16 protein-coding genes are annotated in these 16,851 nt (G+C 62.9%); 9 read left to right on the top strand and 7 right to left on the bottom strand.

Annotated elements, in window-relative coordinates; all coding sequences use genetic code 11:
* Positions 1–60: 60 nt before the first annotated feature.
* Both FFS13_RS05960 and FFS13_RS05955 read right to left on the bottom strand, forming a co-directional pair.
* On the bottom strand, positions 61–1,662 hold the full coding sequence (locus FFS13_RS05960; RefSeq protein WP_137818190.1) for an ABC transporter substrate-binding protein: 1,602 nt from the start codon (positions 1,660–1,662) through the stop codon (positions 61–63).
* A gap of 350 nt (positions 1,663–2,012) precedes the next feature.
* Positions 2,013–2,729 carry an SIMPL domain-containing protein gene (locus FFS13_RS05955; protein WP_137818189.1) on the bottom strand — a complete coding sequence of 239 codons (717 nt, stop codon included), beginning with the start codon at positions 2,727–2,729 and terminating at the stop codon, positions 2,013–2,015.
* Positions 2,730–2,939: 210 nt separating this feature from the next.
* Between FFS13_RS05955 and FFS13_RS05950 the strand changes: the two genes are divergently transcribed.
* The 4 genes from FFS13_RS05950 (at position 2,940) to FFS13_RS05935 (ending at position 7,659) form a co-directional block, all read left to right on the top strand.
* Positions 2,940–4,187: an ATP-binding protein gene (locus FFS13_RS05950; RefSeq protein ID WP_137818188.1), complete on the top strand. Its 1,248-nt coding sequence runs from the start codon at positions 2,940–2,942 to the stop codon at positions 4,185–4,187.
* Between the two features lie 11 nt (positions 4,188–4,198).
* A complete protein-coding gene (locus FFS13_RS05945) occupies positions 4,199–4,759 on the top strand; it encodes a response regulator transcription factor (RefSeq protein ID WP_137818187.1) in 561 nt (186 codons plus the stop codon).
* 88 nt (positions 4,760–4,847) lie between these two features.
* On the top strand, positions 4,848–6,584 hold the full coding sequence (locus tag FFS13_RS05940; RefSeq protein ID WP_137818186.1) for an ABC transporter ATP-binding protein/permease: 1,737 nt from the start codon (positions 4,848–4,850) through the stop codon (positions 6,582–6,584).
* 133 nt (positions 6,585–6,717) lie between these two features.
* A complete protein-coding gene (locus tag FFS13_RS05935) occupies positions 6,718–7,659 on the top strand; it encodes an AEC family transporter (RefSeq protein WP_137818185.1) in 942 nt (313 codons plus the stop codon).
* A gap of 12 nt (positions 7,660–7,671) precedes the next feature.
* Here FFS13_RS05935 and FFS13_RS05930 read toward each other — a convergent pair whose 3' ends face one another.
* Genes FFS13_RS05930 through gatC form a run of 5 tightly spaced genes read right to left on the bottom strand, consistent with a single transcriptional unit; the run spans position 7,672 to position 11,721 of the window.
* The gene (locus FFS13_RS05930; protein ID WP_137818184.1) at positions 7,672–8,055 is read right to left on the bottom strand and encodes a carboxymuconolactone decarboxylase family protein; all 384 of its coding nucleotides are present in this window, start codon (positions 8,053–8,055) and stop codon (positions 7,672–7,674) included.
* Positions 8,056–8,068: 13 nt separating this feature from the next.
* The gene (locus FFS13_RS05925) at positions 8,069–8,458 is read right to left on the bottom strand and encodes a septal ring lytic transglycosylase RlpA family protein (protein ID WP_137818183.1); all 390 of its coding nucleotides are present in this window, start codon (positions 8,456–8,458) and stop codon (positions 8,069–8,071) included.
* 60 nt (positions 8,459–8,518) lie between these two features.
* Complete coding sequence (gene gatB / locus FFS13_RS05920) at positions 8,519–9,964, bottom strand: Asp-tRNA(Asn)/Glu-tRNA(Gln) amidotransferase subunit GatB (protein WP_137818182.1); 1,446 nt, start codon at positions 9,962–9,964, stop codon at positions 8,519–8,521.
* A gap of 12 nt (positions 9,965–9,976) precedes the next feature.
* Positions 9,977–11,428, bottom strand: a complete 1,452-nt coding sequence (gene gatA / locus FFS13_RS05915) for an Asp-tRNA(Asn)/Glu-tRNA(Gln) amidotransferase subunit GatA (protein WP_137818181.1) — start codon at positions 11,426–11,428, stop codon at positions 9,977–9,979.
* 5 nt (positions 11,429–11,433) lie between these two features.
* The gene (gene gatC, locus FFS13_RS05910; protein ID WP_137818180.1) at positions 11,434–11,721 is read right to left on the bottom strand and encodes an Asp-tRNA(Asn)/Glu-tRNA(Gln) amidotransferase subunit GatC; all 288 of its coding nucleotides are present in this window, start codon (positions 11,719–11,721) and stop codon (positions 11,434–11,436) included.
* Positions 11,722–11,959: 238 nt separating this feature from the next.
* Between gatC and mreB the strand changes: the two genes are divergently transcribed.
* The 5 genes from mreB to rng all read left to right on the top strand — a co-directional run bounded on the left by mreB (position 11,960) and on the right by rng (position 16,823).
* Positions 11,960–12,997: a rod shape-determining protein MreB gene (gene mreB / locus FFS13_RS05905; protein ID WP_137818179.1), complete on the top strand. Its 1,038-nt coding sequence runs from the start codon at positions 11,960–11,962 to the stop codon at positions 12,995–12,997.
* A 275-nt stretch (positions 12,998–13,272) separates the two neighbouring features.
* Positions 13,273–14,223, top strand: a complete 951-nt coding sequence (mreC, locus tag FFS13_RS05900) for a rod shape-determining protein MreC (RefSeq protein ID WP_371922936.1) — start codon at positions 13,273–13,275, stop codon at positions 14,221–14,223.
* Entirely contained in the window at positions 14,220–14,711 is a 492-nt protein-coding gene (gene mreD, locus FFS13_RS05895; protein WP_137818177.1) for a rod shape-determining protein MreD, read from the top strand. The genes mreC and mreD overlap by 4 nt, the downstream gene beginning before the upstream one ends.
* Before the next feature lie 55 nt (positions 14,712–14,766).
* Entirely contained in the window at positions 14,767–15,369 is a 603-nt protein-coding gene (locus FFS13_RS05890) for a nucleoside triphosphate pyrophosphatase (RefSeq protein WP_137818176.1), read from the top strand.
* Positions 15,366–16,823: a ribonuclease G gene (gene rng, locus FFS13_RS05885; protein WP_137818175.1), complete on the top strand. Its 1,458-nt coding sequence runs from the start codon at positions 15,366–15,368 to the stop codon at positions 16,821–16,823. The genes FFS13_RS05890 and rng overlap by 4 nt, the downstream gene beginning before the upstream one ends.
* Positions 16,824–16,851: the final 28 nt, after the last annotated feature.

The following is a 16,851-nucleotide window of genomic DNA, read 5'->3' as shown; positions in this document are numbered from 1 at the left end:
GGCTTAGAACCTGTTCAATATCTGCTGCTTTGGCGATGCTCTTGAACAGGCTCTGTGGGGTTACTTACCGACGCTGACACCATAGAAGGAGTTCAGGGCGAACGGGCTGATCTTGAAGTCCTGCACGCTCTTGCGCATCGGTTGGTACACGGTGGAGTGGGCGATCGGGGTGATCGGCACTTCACGCTTGAGGATGTGCTGCGCCTGCTTGTACAGCTCGGTGCGTTTGGCTTGGTCGGTGGTGCGTTTGGCCTCCTTGATCAGCTTGTCGTAGTCGGCATGGCACCACTTGGAGAAGTTGTTGCCTTCCACCGCATCGCAGCCGTACAGGGTGCCCAACCAGTTGTCCGGGTCACCGTTGTCGCCGCTCCAGCCGATCAGCATGGCGTCGTGCTCGCCGGCCTTGGAACGCTTGAGGTACTCGCCCCACTCGTAGGTGACGATCTTCGCCTTGATCCCGACCTTGCCCCAGTCGTTCTGTAGCATCTCGGCCATCAGCTTGGCGTTGGGGTTGTACGGGCGCTGCACCGGCATGGCCCAGAGGGTGATCTCGGTGCCTTCCTTGACGCCGGCGGCCTTCAGCAGCGCCTTGGCCTTCTCCGGGTTGTAGCCGGCGTCCTTGATGCTGTCGTCGTAGGACCACTGGGTCGGCGGCATGCCGTTCACGGCCAGCTGGCCGGCGCTCTGGTACACCGCGTCGATGATCGCTTGCTTGTTCACCGCCATGTCCAGCGCCTGACGCACTTCCAGCTTGTCCAGCGGTTGGTGCAGGACGTTGTAGGCGATATAGCCATCGTTGAAGCCCGGCTGCGACGGCATCTGGATGTTCGGGTCTTTCTGCAGCGACTCCAGGTCGGCCGGGCGCGGGTTGAGGGTGATCTGGCACTCGTTGGCCTTGAGCTTCTGCATGCGCACCGAGGCATCGGTGCTGATGGAGAAGATCAGATTATCGACCTTCACATCGCCCGGAACCCAGTAGTCCTTGTTGCCGGTGAAGCGAATCTGCGCGTCCTTCTGGTAACGCTTGAACACGAAGGGGCCGGTGCCGATCGGCTTCTGGTTGATGTCGGCGGCCTTGCCTTGTTTCAACAGCTGGTCGGCGTATTCGGCGGACTGGATCGAGGCGAAGCTCATCGCCAGGTTCTGGATAAAGGCCGCGTCGACACTGGCCAGGGTGAACTTGACGGTCTTGGCGTCAACTTTCTCGACCTTGGTGATATTGGCGTCCATGCCCATGTCGGTGAAGTAGGGGAACTCGGTCGGGTAGGCCACGCGGAACGGATGGTCTTTATTGAGCATGCGCTGGAAGGTGAACAGCACATCGTCCGCGTTGAATTCGCGGCTCGGCTTGAAGTACTCGGTGGTGTGGAACTTCACGCCGTCGCGCAGGTGAAAGGTGTAGGTCAGGCCATCTTCGGAAACATCCCAGGTGGTCGCCAGGCCGGGGATTACCGCGGTGCCGCCGCGCTCGAATTGGGTCAGACGGTTGAACACGGTTTCTGCCGAGGCGTCGAAGTCGGTACCGGTGGTGTATTGGCCCGGGTCGAAACCGGCGGGGCTGCCTTCGGAGCAATACACCAGGTTGCTGGCGGCATGGGCGAAGGGCGCGCTGGCGATCAGTCCAGCGGTGAGCATGAACGGAATGACGACGTGTTTATGCATGATGGCCTCAGGTTTGTTGTCATTGTTTGAGGTACGGCCTCGTGAGCCGACCCGGGTGAAACTATGCAGGGCGTGTGCCCAGTGCAAGTCACGCGGTCCAATCAGCGTAGAAGCTGCGGCGAGTTCGTCCGTAGATGTCGCATTTCTGTAAAAAATCGGGCAGGGCGGAGGGGGTTGTGGGTTCTTGAGCCGGCTAGAGGGGCCGAGCCGGGGAAATTACGGGTCGTGCCGAGATGGAATGTAATATATTGATTTATATAGACTTATTTAAATTCACTTAGTGACTGTACGGTCTCTGATCGACTCGTGGCGAGTCGATCAGAACCGCCTTGGTGCGCCTATGGGGTGGATCAGGGCATCTGCACTTCGATGACACCATCGGCGTTGACCGTGACCTCGCTGGTGCCGGCCTCGATTTCCGGTATCGGCGCGGCTTTGGCCAGCGACATGCCGCTCGCCATGGCCTCCATGCGCATCGGCCGGATCGGCTGGAAGCCCGCGCTGTTGAGGCTCAGGTTGACCAACTTGTAGCTCTGGCCGCCGAGGGCTTCGGTGGCCAGCTGCGCCCGGGCCTTGAAGGCGGCGACCGCTTCCTTCAGCAGCTCGTCTTCGGTCTTTTTGCGGGAAGGATTGGAGATGGCGAAGTCCATGCTGCCCATCTTCAAGTCCTTCAGCAGCTCGCCGGTCAGCTTGGAGAGCGCGGCGAAGTCGGCGCTTTCCAGGCGTAGTTCGGCGCGTTCACGCCAGCCGGCGATCTGCTGACCTTTGTCGTCGTAGACCGGGTAGCTGTTGCGGCTGCCGAGTTTGACGCTGACGTTTTTGACCTGGCGGGCCTGTTCCACGGCGCTGTTCAGGGTCTGGGTGGTTTCGGCGGCGAGTTTGGCCGGGTCGCTGTTTTGCGCCTCGCTGTAGAGGGTGACGTGCATCAGGTCGTGGGCCACGTCCTGGCTGACCTCGGCGCGCAGGGCGATTTGGTTGTAGCGCGCCTCGTCGGCCAGGGTCGGCAAGCTGATGAGTGCGGCAGAAGTGAGGGCGAGGGTGGCGGCAAGGCGGGTGAGGGATTGCATGACAACTCCTTGTGAGGTTTTCGGCACTGCGTGGCAATTTAGACAGATACCGCGATAGCGCTTCCTTGGGTGGGCGACGAGTATCAGACTCTAGCCCGCGTGGCCGGGTTCCGTCAGCGCTGACTGCGGCGCGTTGCCGCAGCTGGGCAGGCTGGCCCGCCGCATGGTTATACTCGCCCCGGTCATCTGGAGCACTCATCAGGAGAGCTCATGCTCGCGCCCGTTCAATTGTTATCGGCCAGCCACCAGAATCTCTGGCGCCTGACGCTGATCCGCATCCTGGTGCTGGCCGCTCAGGCCGGCTCGGTGGGCTTCGCCTACCTGTCGGACTTCCTGCCGCTGCCCTGGTTGGCGCTGGGCATCACCCTCGGGCTTTCCGCCCTGCTCTGCGTGCTGACGGCCCTGCGCCTGCGCGGGCCGTGGCCGGTGACCGAGCTGGAATACGCCGGGCAGCTGGCCTGTGACCTGATCATCCACAGCGTGCTGCTGTATTTTTCCGGCGGCTCGACCAACCCCTTCGTCTCCTATTACCTGGTGCCGCTGACCATCGCCGCGGCCACCTTGCCGTGGCTCTATTCGGTGATCCTCAGCGGCCTGGCGCTGGCCAGCTACACGCTGCTGCTGGTCTGGTACCACCCGCTGGATATGCAGCTGGTGGAGCGCGAGAAGCTGCTGATCTATGGCATGTGGCTGAGCTTTGCGCTGGCGGCGGCGCTGATCACCTTCTTTGCGGCGAAGATGGCCGAGGAGTTGCGCCGCCAGGAACAGTCGCGCGCGCAACGTCGCGAGGAAGGCATGCGTGACCAGCAATTGCTCGCCGTGGCGACCCAGGCCGCGGGCGCCGCCCATGAACTGGGGACGCCGCTGGCGACCATGAGCGTGCTGATCAAGGAGATTCGGCGCGAACACCCGGACCCGCTGCTGCAGGAGGATCTGGCGGTGCTGCAGGAACAGGTCAAACTCTGTAAGGAAACCCTGCAACAGTTGGTGCGCGCCGCCGAAGCCGACCGCCGTCTGACGGTCGAGGAGCAAGCGGTGGGCGTCTGGCTGGAGACCGCGCTGAATCGTTGGCACCTGATGCGTCCGGAAGCCAGTTATCGCTACCAACTGCTGGGCACGGGCGCCGTGCCGCGCTTGTCGCCGCCGCCGGAGCTGACCCAGGCGCTGCTCAATCTGCTGAACAATGCGGCGGATGCCTGCCCCGAGCAGCTCGAGATCCGCCTGAATTGGAATGCCGCCGAGTTGTGCATCAGCATTCGTGACCATGGCGCCGGCGTGCCGCTGGCGATTGCCGAGCAGCTCGGCAAACCCTTCTTTACCACCAAGGGCAAAGGCTTCGGCCTCGGCCTGTTCCTCAGTCAGGCCAGCGTGACGCGGGCCGGCGGTTCGGTGAAACTCTATAACCATGAGGACGGCGGCACGCTCACCGAGTTGCGCCTGCCGCGTCTGCCCGCGTAATGGAGAATGTTATGAGCGAAGAGAACCTGATCGAAGGCGAAGAACAGCCGCATCTGCTGCTGGTCGACGATGACCCCACCTTCACCCGGGTGATGGCCCGCGCCATGAGCCGCCGCGGCTTGCGCGTGTCGATCGCCGGTTCCGCCGAAGAGGGCTTCGCCCTGGCCGAGCAGGACCTGCCGGACTACGCGGTGCTGGATCTGAAGATGGAAGGCGACTCGGGGTTGGTGTTGTTGCCGAAGTTGCTGGCGCTGGACCCGGAAATGCGCGTGGTGATCCTCACCGGCTACTCGAGCATCGCCACCGCGGTGGAAGCGATCAAGCGCGGCGCGGCCAACTACCTGTGCAAACCGGCGGATGCCGATGATGTGTTGACCGCCCTGGTTTCCGAACACGCCGACCTCGACAGCCTGGTGCCGGAAAACCCGATGTCGGTCGATCGCCTGCAGTGGGAACATATTCAGCGCGTGCTTGCCGAACATGATGGCAACATCTCCGCCACCGCTCGCGCGCTGGGCATGCACCGGCGTACCTTGCAGCGCAAGTTGCAGAAGCGCCCGGTTCGGCGCTGAGTGCGCCAGCGCGGGTAACCAGATGAGTCAGGGAGCGCCACTTGAGGCGCTCTTTTTTATAACCGCACAGCGAGCCTGAGTCTGTTAAATGAGCAAGAACGCCGAATATTCAGCGGTCAACGATGTGGTGCAGAGCAACTTCTTCGCGCGGGTCTGGCTGCTCACGGCGTCCTATTGGCGCAGTGAGGAGAAGGCCATGGCCTGGCTGCTGCTGATCGTGGTGATCGCACTGTCGCTGGTCGGCGTGGCCATCTCGGTGGCGGTCAACAGTTGGTACCGCGAGTTCTACAACGCGCTGCAGAATAAGGACCTGCCGGCCTTTACCCAGCTGATTCTGTATTTCTGCGGGATCGCCGCGGTGGCGATTCTGGTGGCGGTCTATCGCCTGTACCTGACCCAGATGTTGACCATCCGTTGGCGGCGCTGGCTGACGGAGCAGCATTTCGATGCCTGGTTGCAGCACAAGAACTTCTACCGCCTGGAGCAGCGTGGCTACACCGACAACCCCGACCAGCGTCTGGCCGAGGACTTGAACAGTTTTACCGACAACACCTTGGGCCTGGGCCTGGGGCTGATTCGCAATGTGGTCAGCCTGGTGTCGTTCTCGGTGATCCTCTGGGGCGTGTCGGGCAGCATCGAGGTCTTCGGGGTCGAGATACCCGGCTATATGTTCTGGGCCGCCTTGCTCTATGCCATGGTCGGCAGCTGGCTGGTGCACCTGGTCGCGCGGCGCCTGATCGGGCTGAATAACCGCCAGCAACGCTTCGAGGCCGACCTGCGTTTCGGTCTGGTACGCATCCGTGAAAATGCCGAAAGCATTGCCCTCTACAACGGCGAAGCCAACGAGCAACAACGGCTGATGACGCGTTTCCAGAGTGTCTGGAGCAACTTCTGGCAACTGATGAAGGTGCAGAAGCGCCTGACCTTTTTCAGCGCCGGCTATTCGCAGATCGCGATCATCTTTCCGCTGGTGGTCGCCGCTCCGCGCTACTTCGCCGGCAAGATCCAGCTCGGCGATCTGATGCAGATCAATTCGGCGTTCGGCAATGTGCAGGAGAGCATGAGCTGGTTCATCGACGCCTACGCCAGTCTGGCGGCCTGGCGCGCCACCTGCGACCGGATCCTGAGCTTCCGCCAGGCGCTGGCCGAGGGGCAGGCGCAAGAACAAGCGCCGGCTATTCGCCGGCAGACTCAGGCTGAACAGCTATCGCTGGAGGGCGTCCGGCTGAGCCTGGCCGATGGCCGCACGCTGCTCGAGCCGACTTCGTTGCGCATCGCTCCCGGTGAGCACGTGTTGATCAGCGGCGCCTCGGGTAGCGGCAAGAGCACGCTGCTGCGGGCGCTGAGCGGGCTTTGGCCGTTCGGTAGCGGCGCCTTGAGCCTGCCGGACAGCAGCCTGTTCCTGCCGCAGAAACCGTATCTGCCGATTGGCAGTCTGCGCGGCGCCCTGAGTTACCCCGACCGAGCCGAGTGCTACCCGCAGGAGCGCCTGGAGCAGGTGCTGCGCGACTGCCGGCTGGAACATCTGGTCGCCCGTCTGGACCTGGAAGATCACTGGGAGCGGGTGCTCTCGCCCGGCGAGCTGCAACGGCTGGCGATTGCCCGGGCCTTGCTGGTCGCGCCGCGCTGGTTGTTCCTCGACGAGGCGACGTCTGCCCTCGATGAGGTCGATGAGGCGGCGCTCTATCAGTTGCTGGTCGATGAATTGCCAGACACCAGCCTGATCAGCATCGGTCACCGCTCCAGCCTGAAACGTTTCCATGGGCGGCAACTGCGCCTGGAAAATCGCCAGCTGGAGCAAGCGCCAGTGGTGTTGCCGGCTTAGAAATAAAGTGCTCTTGGGCAAAATGTAGGAGCGAGCAAAAGGGCTTTGCACGCGGCAGTTGTTTGCATGCGCTGGCGCTGCGGCTGACTTATCATTAGCCGCCTAACGACACCCGCCTGGCTCAGCACACGACATGCTCGCGCTCATCTCTGCAACCTTCGGCATCACCGCGCCGGTTTTCGCCATGTTGTTTCTCGGCGTGTTGCTCAAACGCCTGGGGCTGATCGATGCGGCGTTTATCGGCACGGCATCGGCGCTGGTGTTCAACGTCAGCATGCCGGTCATGCTGTTTCTCGCCATCCTGCATGCCGATCTACGCACGGCTTTGCAGCCGGCGGTACTGGGCTATTTCGTCGTCGCGACGCTGCTGGGGTTTCTCTTGGCCTGGGGCTGGGCGATCTGGCGTTGCCCCAGGGCCGATCGCGGGGTCTATACCCAGGGCGCCTTTCGTGGCAACAACGGCATTGTCGGCCTGGCGCTGGCGACCAGCCTGTACGGCGACTACGGCTTGTCGCTGGGCGGGGTCTTGGCCGGGGTGGTGATCCTGTCCTACAACAGCCTGTCGGCGGTAGTGCTGGCGATCTACAGCCCAAGCTCCAAGTCGGATGCCTGGAGTATTATCAAGAGCATTCTGCGCAACCCCTTGATCATCGGCGTGCTCGCGGCCATCCCCTTCGCCTATTGGCAGATAGGCCTGCCGGTCTGGCTGACCACGTCCGGTGAATACCTCGCGCAGCTGACCCTGCCGCTGGCGTTGATCTGCATCGGCGGCACCCTGTCGTTGGCGTCCCTGCGGGCGAGCAGCGGTCTGGCCATCAGCGCCAGCCTGATGAAGCTGGTGTGGTTGCCGCTGCTCTGCACCCTCGGGGCGTTCCTCTACGGTTTCCGCGGCGCCGAGTTGGGCATCCTGTTCCTCTATTTCGCCAGCCCCACCGCTGCCGCCAGCTTCGTCATGGCCAAGGCGGTGAACGGCAACCAGGAGCTGGCCGCGGCGATCATAGTGATCACCACCCTGGCGGCGGCGCTGACCACCAATATCGGCATCTTCGTGTTGCAGTGGGGCGGCTGGATCTAGGCGCAGCGCCGCTTATTCGCCTGCGCCCTGCCAGGCGTCTATCACCTCCTGGGCCGCGCGGAAGGCGTCGATCGCCGCCGGTACGCCGGCATACACCGCACAATGCAGCAGCGCCTCGCGGATTTCCTCGACCGTGCAGCCGTTGTTCAGCGCACCCCGCACATGGCCTTTCAGCTCTTGCGGGCATTTCAGCGCGGTCAGCGCGGCGAGGGTGATCAGGCTGCGAGTCTTCAGCGGCAGACCTTCACGGGTCCAGACGCCGCCCCAGGCGTGTTCGTTGACGAAGTCTTGCAGGGGCTGGGTGAACTCGCTGGCATTGCCCAGGGCGCGATCGACGAAGGCATCGCCCATCACTTGGCGGCGTACCTGTTCGCCGGCTTTCGCTGGTTCGCTCATGGCTCTACTCCTGTTAGTCGAGGCTTTGCACCCGCACCGGCGCCACGCCGGCGCGCAGCATGTCGAGTTGCTGGGCGGCCTTGCGTGAGACATCGATGATGCGCCCGCGGGCGTAGGGGCCCCGGTCGTTGATACGCACTACCACGGTCTTGTCGTTGTTCAGGTTGGTCACCCGCACCCGTGTGCCGAAGGGCAGGCTGCGGTGCGCGGCGGTCAGTTGGTGCTGGTCGAATCTCTCACCGCTGGCGGTGCGTTTGCCGTGGTGCTTGGCGCCGTAATAGGAGGCTTTGCCCTCGGCGTTGTAGCGGCTTTCGCTGTCACCACCTGAGCCGAGGCCGAACGGCAGACCGGCGCAACCCGCGAGCAGGCCGAACAGTGCGCTGAGAGTCAGTAAACGCCACATACTTATACCTCTGGACAAAACAACGCCGGGCGAGCCCGGCGTTGTGCGGTGTTGAACTGCTTACCCTTCGAGCTTTTGCTTGAGCAATTCGTTCACTTGCTGCGGGTTGGCCTTGCCTTTGGAGGCCTTCATCGCCTGACCGACGAAGAAGCCGAACATCTTGCCGCGCTTGGCTTTATCGGCGGCGCGGTACTGTTCGACCTGCTCGGCGTTGGCGGCGAGCATCTCGTCGAGCATCGACTCGATGGCGCCGCTGTCGGTGACCTGTTTCAGGCCGCGGGCTTCGATGACTTGATCGGCGCTGCCTTCGCCGCCCGCCATGGCCTCGAAGACCATCTTGGCGATCTTGCCGGAGATGGTGTTGTCGCTGATGCGCACCAGCATGCCGCCCAGTTGTTCGGCGGATACCGGCGCTTGTTCGATCTCCAGGCCTTGCTTGTTCAACAGGCTGCCCAGCTCGACCATCACCCAGTTGGCCGCCAGCTTGGCGTCGCCGCCGATCTTGACGACCTGTTCGAAGTAATCCGCCTGCTCGCGGCTGGAGGCCAGCACGCTGGCATCGTAGGCGGACAAACCGAACTGGGCCTGGAAACGCTCGCGCTTCTGCGGCGGCAGTTCCGGCAGGGTGGCGCGGGTGGCGTCGAGGAATTGCGCGCTGATCACCACCGGCAGCAGATCCGGGTCGGGGAAGTAACGGTAGTCGTTGGCTTCCTCCTTGCTGCGCATGGCGCGGGTTTCGTCTTTGTTCGGGTCGTACAGGCGGGTCTGCTGGATGACCTTGCCGCCGTCTTCGATCAGCTCGATCTGCCGCTGCACCTCGGAGTTGATCGCCTTCTCGATAAAGCGGAACGAGTTGACGTTCTTGATCTCGCAGCGGGTGCCGAACTCGGCCTGGCCTTTCGGCCGTACCGAGACGTTGCAGTCGCAGCGCAGCGAGCCTTCGGCCATATTGCCGTCACAAATCCCCAGATAACGCACCAGGGCGTGGATGGCCTTGACGTAGGCCACGGCTTCCTTGGCGCTGCGCATGTCCGGCTCGGAGACGATCTCCAGCAGCGGCGTGCCGGCGCGGTTGAGGTCGATGCCGGTCATGCCGCTGAAGTCTTCATGCAGGCTCTTGCCGGCGTCTTCTTCCAGGTGCGCGCGGGTGATGCCGACGCGTTTGATCGTGCCGTCTTCCAGGCTGATGTCCAGGTGGCCCTTGCCGACAATCGGCAGTTCCATCTGACTGATCTGGTAGCCCTTGGGGAGGTCCGGATAGAAGTAGTTCTTGCGGGCGAAGACGTTGCTGGCGCCGATCTCGGCATCGATCGCCAGACCGAACTTGACCGCCATGCGCACCGCTTCCTCATTGAGCACCGGCAGCACGCCGGGCATGCCGAGATCGACCAGGCTGGCCTGGGTGTTCGGCTCGGCGCCAAAAGTGGTGGAGCTGGCGGAGAAAATCTTCGATTGGGTGGCGAGCTGGGTGTGGATTTCCAGCCCGATCACAGTTTCCCATTGCATGTCATAAACCCCTTAGAAACCGGCCGGCGATTGTTGGTGCCAGCCGCTGACCTGCTGGTAGCGGTGGGCTACGTTGAGCAGGCGGCCTTCCTGGAAGTAGGGGGCCAGCAACTGCACGCCAACCGGCAGACCTTCGACGAAACCCGCAGGCATGGAAATGCCCGGCAGGCCGGCGAGGTTGGCGGTGATGGTGTAGATGTCTTCCAGGTACTGCGCCACCGGGTCGTTGTTCTTCTCGCCGAGTTTCCAGGCCGGGTTCGGCGTGGTGGGGCCGAGTATCACGTCCACTTCTTTAAAGGCCGCCATGAAGTCGTTCTTGATCAGCCGGCGAATCTTCTGCGCCTGCAGGTAGTAGGCGTCGTAGTAACCGGCGGACAGCGCATAGGCACCGACCATGATCCGCCGCTGCACTTCAATGCCGAAGCCTTCGGCGCGTGAGCGCTTATACAGGTCGGTGAGGTCGACCGGGTTCTCGCAGCGATGGCCGAAGCGCACGCCGTCGAAACGCGACAGGTTGGAGGAAGCCTCGGCTGGGGCGATCACGTAATAGGCCGGAATCGCGTGCTGCATGTTCGGCAGGGAGATGTCCTTGACCACCGCGCCGAGTTTTTCCAGCTCCTTGACGCAGGCCAGGGTCAGCTCGGCGATGCGCGGGTCGAGGCCGGCGCCGAAATATTCCTTCGGCAGGCCGATGCGCAGGCCTTCCAGGCTGTGGTTCAGGCTGGCGCTGTAATCCGGCACGGGCTCATCGACACTGGTCGAATCTTTAGGGTCGAAGCCGGCCATGCCCTGCAGCAGCAGCGCGCAGTCTTCGGCAGTGCGGGCCAGTGGGCCGCCCTGGTCGAGGCTGGAGGCGTAGGCGATCATGCCCCAACGCGAGACGCGGCCGTAGGTCGGCTTGATCCCGGTGAGGTTGGTCAGCGCCGCCGGTTGACGGATCGAGCCGCCGGTGTCGGTGCCGGTCGCCGCCGGCAACAGGCGGGCCGCCACCGCCGCGGCCGAGCCGCCGGAGGAGCCGCCCGGTACGTGGGCGAGGTTCCAGGGGTTCTTCACCGCGCCGTAATAGCTGGACTCGTTCGAGGAGCCCATGGCGAACTCATCCATGTTGGTCTTGCCCAGCGTCACGGTGCCCGCCGCGGCGAGTTTGGCGACCACGGTGGCGTCATAGGGGGCGTTGAAGTTGTCGAGCATCTTCGAGCCGCAGCTGGTGCGAATGCCCTGGGTGCAGAACAGATCCTTGTGGGCGATCGGCGCGCCGAGCAGGGCGCCGCTTTCACCGCCGGCGCGGCGGGCATCGGCGGCCTTGGCCTGTTGCAGGGCCAGCGCTTCGGTGAGGCTGATAAAGCTGTTCAGCTGCGGGTCGAGTTGCTGAATGCGCGCGATCAGGTTGCGCGTCAGCTCCTCGGAAGAGAATTGTTTGTCGGCGAGGCCGCGGGCGATCTCGGCCAGAGTCAGTTGGTGCATATCCATTACTCGATCACTTTCGGCACGAGATACAGGCCGTCTTGTACTGCCGGGGCGATGGCCTGGTAGGCATCGCGGTGATTTTCCTCGGTCACAACGTCGGCGCGCAGGCGCTGAGTGGCTTCCAGCGGGTGAGCCAGGGGCTCGATGCCGGTAGTGTCGACCGCCTGCATCAGATCAATCAGACCGAGAATAGTGTTGAGGGTCTCGGTGGTGCGTGGAATATCGGCGTCATTCAGACCCAGTCGGGCCAGATGGGCGATTTTTTCCACCTCGGAGCGTTCAAGCGCCATCGGGGATTCTCCAATTAAGAGCAGCCAATTAAGAGCGGCCAGTGGCAGGCGGGCGGAAGACCGTACGAAAAAACTGTGCGGAACGGATACCGCGGGCGAGCGGTCAAAAGCCGCTATGATGGGCCGTAAAGCCCGGAAAAGGCGCCAATTTAACATATTGGCGCCTTGCCCAAAATCCCCGTCGTTGTTAGAGTTTGCCGCACTTTTTTACCCACGCGTTGCCTAGGGTCCCTATCCCATGTTCAAGAAACTGCGTGGCATGTTTTCCAGCGATCTGTCGATCGACCTGGGCACTGCCAATACCCTGATTTATGTACGCGAACGCGGCATTGTGCTGAATGAACCATCGGTGGTCGCCATCCGTACCCACGGCAACCAGAAGAGTGTCGTAGCGGTCGGAACCGAAGCCAAGCGTATGCTCGGCCGTACTCCCGGCAATATCGCCGCTATTCGTCCGATGAAGGATGGTGTGATCGCCGACTTCAGCGTCTGCGAGAAGATGCTGCAGTACTTCATCAATAAAGTGCATGAAAACAGCTTCCTGCAGCCGAGCCCACGCGTCCTTATCTGTGTGCCGTGCAAGTCTACTCAGGTTGAGCGTCGGGCCATTCGTGAGTCGGCCCTCGGTGCCGGCGCCCGCGAAGTGTTCCTGATCGAAGAACCGATGGCCGCCGCTATCGGTGCCGGCCTGCCGGTGGAAGAAGCGCGTGGTTCGATGGTCGTCGATATCGGCGGCGGTACTACGGAAATTGCGCTGATCTCGCTGAACGGCGTGGTTTACGCCGAATCCGTGCGGGTTGGCGGTGACCGCTTCGACGAAGCCATCATCACCTATGTGCGCCGCAACTACGGCAGCCTGATCGGCGAATCCACCGCCGAGCGCATCAAGCAGGAAATCGGTACTGCCTATCCGGGCGGCGAAATCCGTGAAGTCGACGTCCGTGGCCGTAACCTGGCGGAAGGCGTGCCGCGCAGCTTCACCCTCAATTCCAACGAAGTGCTGGAAGCGCTGCAGGAGTCCCTGGCGACTATAGTGCAGGCGGTTAAAAGCGCGCTGGAGCAATCGCCACCGGAACTGGCTTCGGATATCGCCGAGCGTGGCCTGGTGCTGACCGGCGGTGGCGCCCTGCTGCGTGACCTGGACAAGCTGCTGGCGCAAGAAACCGGCCTGCCGGTGATCGTTGCCGAAGACCCGCTGACCTGCGTCGCGCGGGGCGGTGGCAAGGCGCTGGAGATGATGGATCGGCACACCATGGATCTGCTCTCCAGCGAATAAGACTGGCGAGTTCCGCTGCGCCCGCAACGCTTTTGCAGTGCCCTGGGCGTTTCTCGGGGCCGTGCCCACCTCGGTGGGCTCGTCGCATTTCCTGCATTCATGTGGGGCATAAAGCTACAGTCGGCGCAGAAGTCGCGTTTACAATCCGTAAGTCAGCACTCGATCCGGTTTCCAATGCCGCATGAATAAGCGCAGCCATTCTAAACACAGCGTCGGAGCAGCAAGCCATTAAGCCGCTCTTTGCCAAGGGCCCCTCATTGGGTGTGCGCCTGCTGGTGCTGGTCGTGCTTTCGGCTGCGCTGATGGTGGTCGATGCTCGTTTCGAGGCGCTCAAGCCCGTGCGCAGCCAGCTGGGCCTGGTGCTGACGCCGTTCTATTGGCTGGCCGATCTGCCGGTACGCATATGGGATGGGGTGACGCAGCAGTTCAGCAGTCGCAGCGAATTGCTCGGCGAGAACGAGAAGCTCAAGGCCGAGGCGCTGTTGATGCAGCGGCGTCTGCAGAAGCTGGCCACATTGACCGAGCAGAACGTGCGTCTGCGCGAGTTGCTCAACTCTTCCGCGCTGGTCGACGAGAAGGTGCTGGTCGGCGAGTTGATTGGCGTCGATCCTAATCCCTTCACCCATCGCATCCTGATCGACAAGGGCGGCAAGGATGGCGTGTTCCTTGGCCAGCCAGTACTGGATGCGCGCGGCCTGATGGGCCAGGTGGTGGAGGTCATGCCTTATACCTCGCGGGTTCTGCTGCTGACCGACACCAGCCACAGCATTCCGGTGCAGATCAACCGCAATGGCCTGCGGGCCATCGCCAGCGGTACCGGCAACCCCGAGCGCCTGGAGCTGCGGCATGTGGCGGATACCGCCGATATCAAGGAAGGCGATCTGCTGGTCAGCTCCGGGCTTGGTCAGCGCTTCCCGGCGGGTTATCCGGTGGCGACGGTCAAAGAGGTGATTCACGACTCCGGGCAGCCGTTCGCCATTGTGCGTGCCATTCCTACCGCGGCATTGAACCGTAGCCGCTATATGTTGCTGGTGTTTACCGATGCCCGTTCGCCCGAGCAGCGCGCCACGGACTCTGCAGAGGCGCAAGAAAAAGTCGATCGCCAGGCCGGGCAAAATCCCGCCGCGGTTCCGACCGGCGCCGTGCCGAGCACTCAAGCGCCAGTCGCCCCGCTCGCGCAACCGGCAACGACCACCCCGGCTGCAACTGCAGGGGAGCACCGATGATAGGTTTGCGTCCGCGTAATGGCTGGGTGATCTGGTTGAGTTTGGCGGCGGCCTTGCTGCTCAGCGTGGCGCCGATGGCGAGCTTTATGGAAATCGGTCGGCCGCTCTGGCTGGCCCTGTTTCTGACCTACTGGACCTTGGCCCTGCCGCATCGGGTCGGGATGACCACGGCCTGGCTGCTGGGCTTGGCGGGGGATGTGCTGTACGGCACCTTGCTCGGGCAGAACGCCTTGATTCTGAGCCTGATCACGTTTCTGGTGCTGACCCTGCATCAGCGCCTGCGCATGTTCCCGGTGTGGCAACAGAGCCTGGTGCTGCTGGTGGTGTTCGGCCTGGCCCAGCTGGTTCAGCTATGGCTGTTTGCCCTGACCGGCCATCGCCCGCCGGAAACCTTGCCGTTCCTCTTGCCGGCCTTGGTCAGTGCGTTACTCTGGCCCTGGGTGTGTGTTGCCCTGCGCGGCTTGCATCAGCGCTTAAACGTCAATTAAACGGGTTGCGGCCAGCGGGCTGCCGACCTGCACTGTTCGACAGGGAGAGGTCTGCATGGCCACGCTTTACTTGGCCTCCGGGTCGCCGCGCCGACGAGAATTGCTGGCGCAAATCGGTGTGCCCTTCTTCACGCTCAGCGCTCCTATCGATGAAAATCCATTGCCAGATGAGGCGCCAAAGGCCTATGTAGAGCGTTTGGCTTGCGCCAAGGCGGCGACCGGGCTGGCTGCCTTGGAAACCCTTGCCGGTGCGGTGGTGCTCGGTGCCGATACGGCGGTGGTGCTCGATGGGCGCATTCTCGGTAAACCGCAGGATCGGGCGGAAGCCCTGGCCATGCTGGCGGTCCTTGCGGGGCGCGAGCATGAAGTGCTGACCGCCGTGGCCGTCGCTTCGGCGCAGCGTAGTGAGGTGCGAGTGGTGCGAAGCCAGGTGGCGTTTCGTCCGCTGTCGCGCGCCGAAGCCGAAGCCTATTGGGCCAGCGGTGAGCCGCAGGACAAAGCCGGTGGTTATGCTATCCAGGGGTTGGCGGCGGTGTTCGTCAGCGCTCTGCGCGGCAGTTATTCGGCGGTGGTCGGCCTGCCGCTGTGCGAAACCGCGGAGCTGCTCGCCGATTTCGGCATTCCCTGTTGGCAGCACCTGAGCGAGACGCAAGCATGAGCGAAGAGATTCTGATCAACATCACGCCGATGGAGTCGCGCGTGGCGGTGGTGGAAAACGGGGTGCTGCAGGAGGTGCATGTCGAGCGCACCCAGCGCCGCGGCATCGTCGGCAACATCTATAAAGGCAAGGTGGTACGGGTGCTGCCGGGGATGCAGGCGGCGTTCGTCGATATCGGCCTGGAGCGTGCGGCGTTCATCCATGCCTCGGAGATTTCCAGCCGCGAAGGCAGTGCCGTGGAGAGCATCAGTGCGCTGGTCCACGAAGGCCAGAGCCTGGTGGTGCAGGTGACCAAGGACCCGATCGGCAGCAAGGGCGCGCGCCTGACCACGCAGCTGTCGATTCCCTCGCGCTATCTCGTCTATATGCCGCGCACCAGTCATGTCGGGATCTCGCTGCGGATTGAAGATGAAGTCGAGCGTGAGCGCCTGAAGCGGGTGGTGGCCGACTGCATCGCGGCCGAGGGGATAGAGGAGAGCGGTGGCTTTATCCTGCGCACCGCCGCCGATGGCGCGGGTGCCGACGAAATCATCGCGGACATTCGTTATCTGCGTCGGTTGTGGGAGCAGATCGGCACCCAGATGACAACGGCGCCCACCCCGTCGGTGATTTACGAGGATCTCAGCCTGGCCCTGCGCACCCTGCGGGATCTGGTCAGCCTGCGCACCGAGAAGCTGCGCATCGACTCGCGCGAGACCTTCCAGAAAATCACCCAGTTCGTCGATGAACTGATGCCGGAAATCGCCGACCGCCTGGAGCACTACCCTGGCGAGCGGCCGATCTTCGATCTGTATGGCGTCGAGGACGAGATCCAGAAGGCGCTGGAGCGCAAGGTGCCGCTCAAGTCCGGCGGTTACCTGATCATCGACCCGGCCGAGGCGATGAGCACCATCGATGTGAACACCGGCGCCTTCGTCGGCCATCGCACGCTGGAAGAAACCATCTTCAAGACCAACCTCGAGGCCGCCACCGCGATTGCCCGGCAACTGCGCCTGCGCAACTTGGGTGGGATCATCATCATCGACTTCATCGACATGGAAGACGAAGAGCACCAGCGCCAGGTACTGCGGACCCTGGAGAAGCAGCTGGAGCGCGACCACGCCAAGACCAATATCATTGGCATCACCGAGTTGGGCTTGGTGCAGATGACCCGCAAACGCACCCGTGAGAGCCTCGAACAGGTGCTCTGCGAGCCCTGCATCAGCTGCCAGGGGCGCGGCAAGCTGAAGACCGCGGAGACCATCTGCTACGAAATCTTCCGCGAGATCCTCCGTGAGGCCCGTGCCTATCAGGCCGAAGGCTACCGCGTGCTGGCGAACCAGAAAGTCGTCGACCGGCTGTTGGACGAGGAGTCGGGCAACGTGGCCGACCTGGAAAGCTTTATTGGCCGCACCATCAAGTTTCAGGTCGAGACCATGTATTCGCAGGAGCAATACGATGTGGTTCTGCTCTGAGAGTGCTCCGCTTGACGCCGGGCACTCT

The organism is Pseudomonas sp. 2FG (assembly GCF_005502935.1).
Classification (GTDB): domain Bacteria; phylum Pseudomonadota; class Gammaproteobacteria; order Pseudomonadales; family Pseudomonadaceae; genus Aquipseudomonas.
Note: the sequence above shows the minus strand (reverse complement) of the source record. Positions and strands in the feature narration are given on the sequence as shown.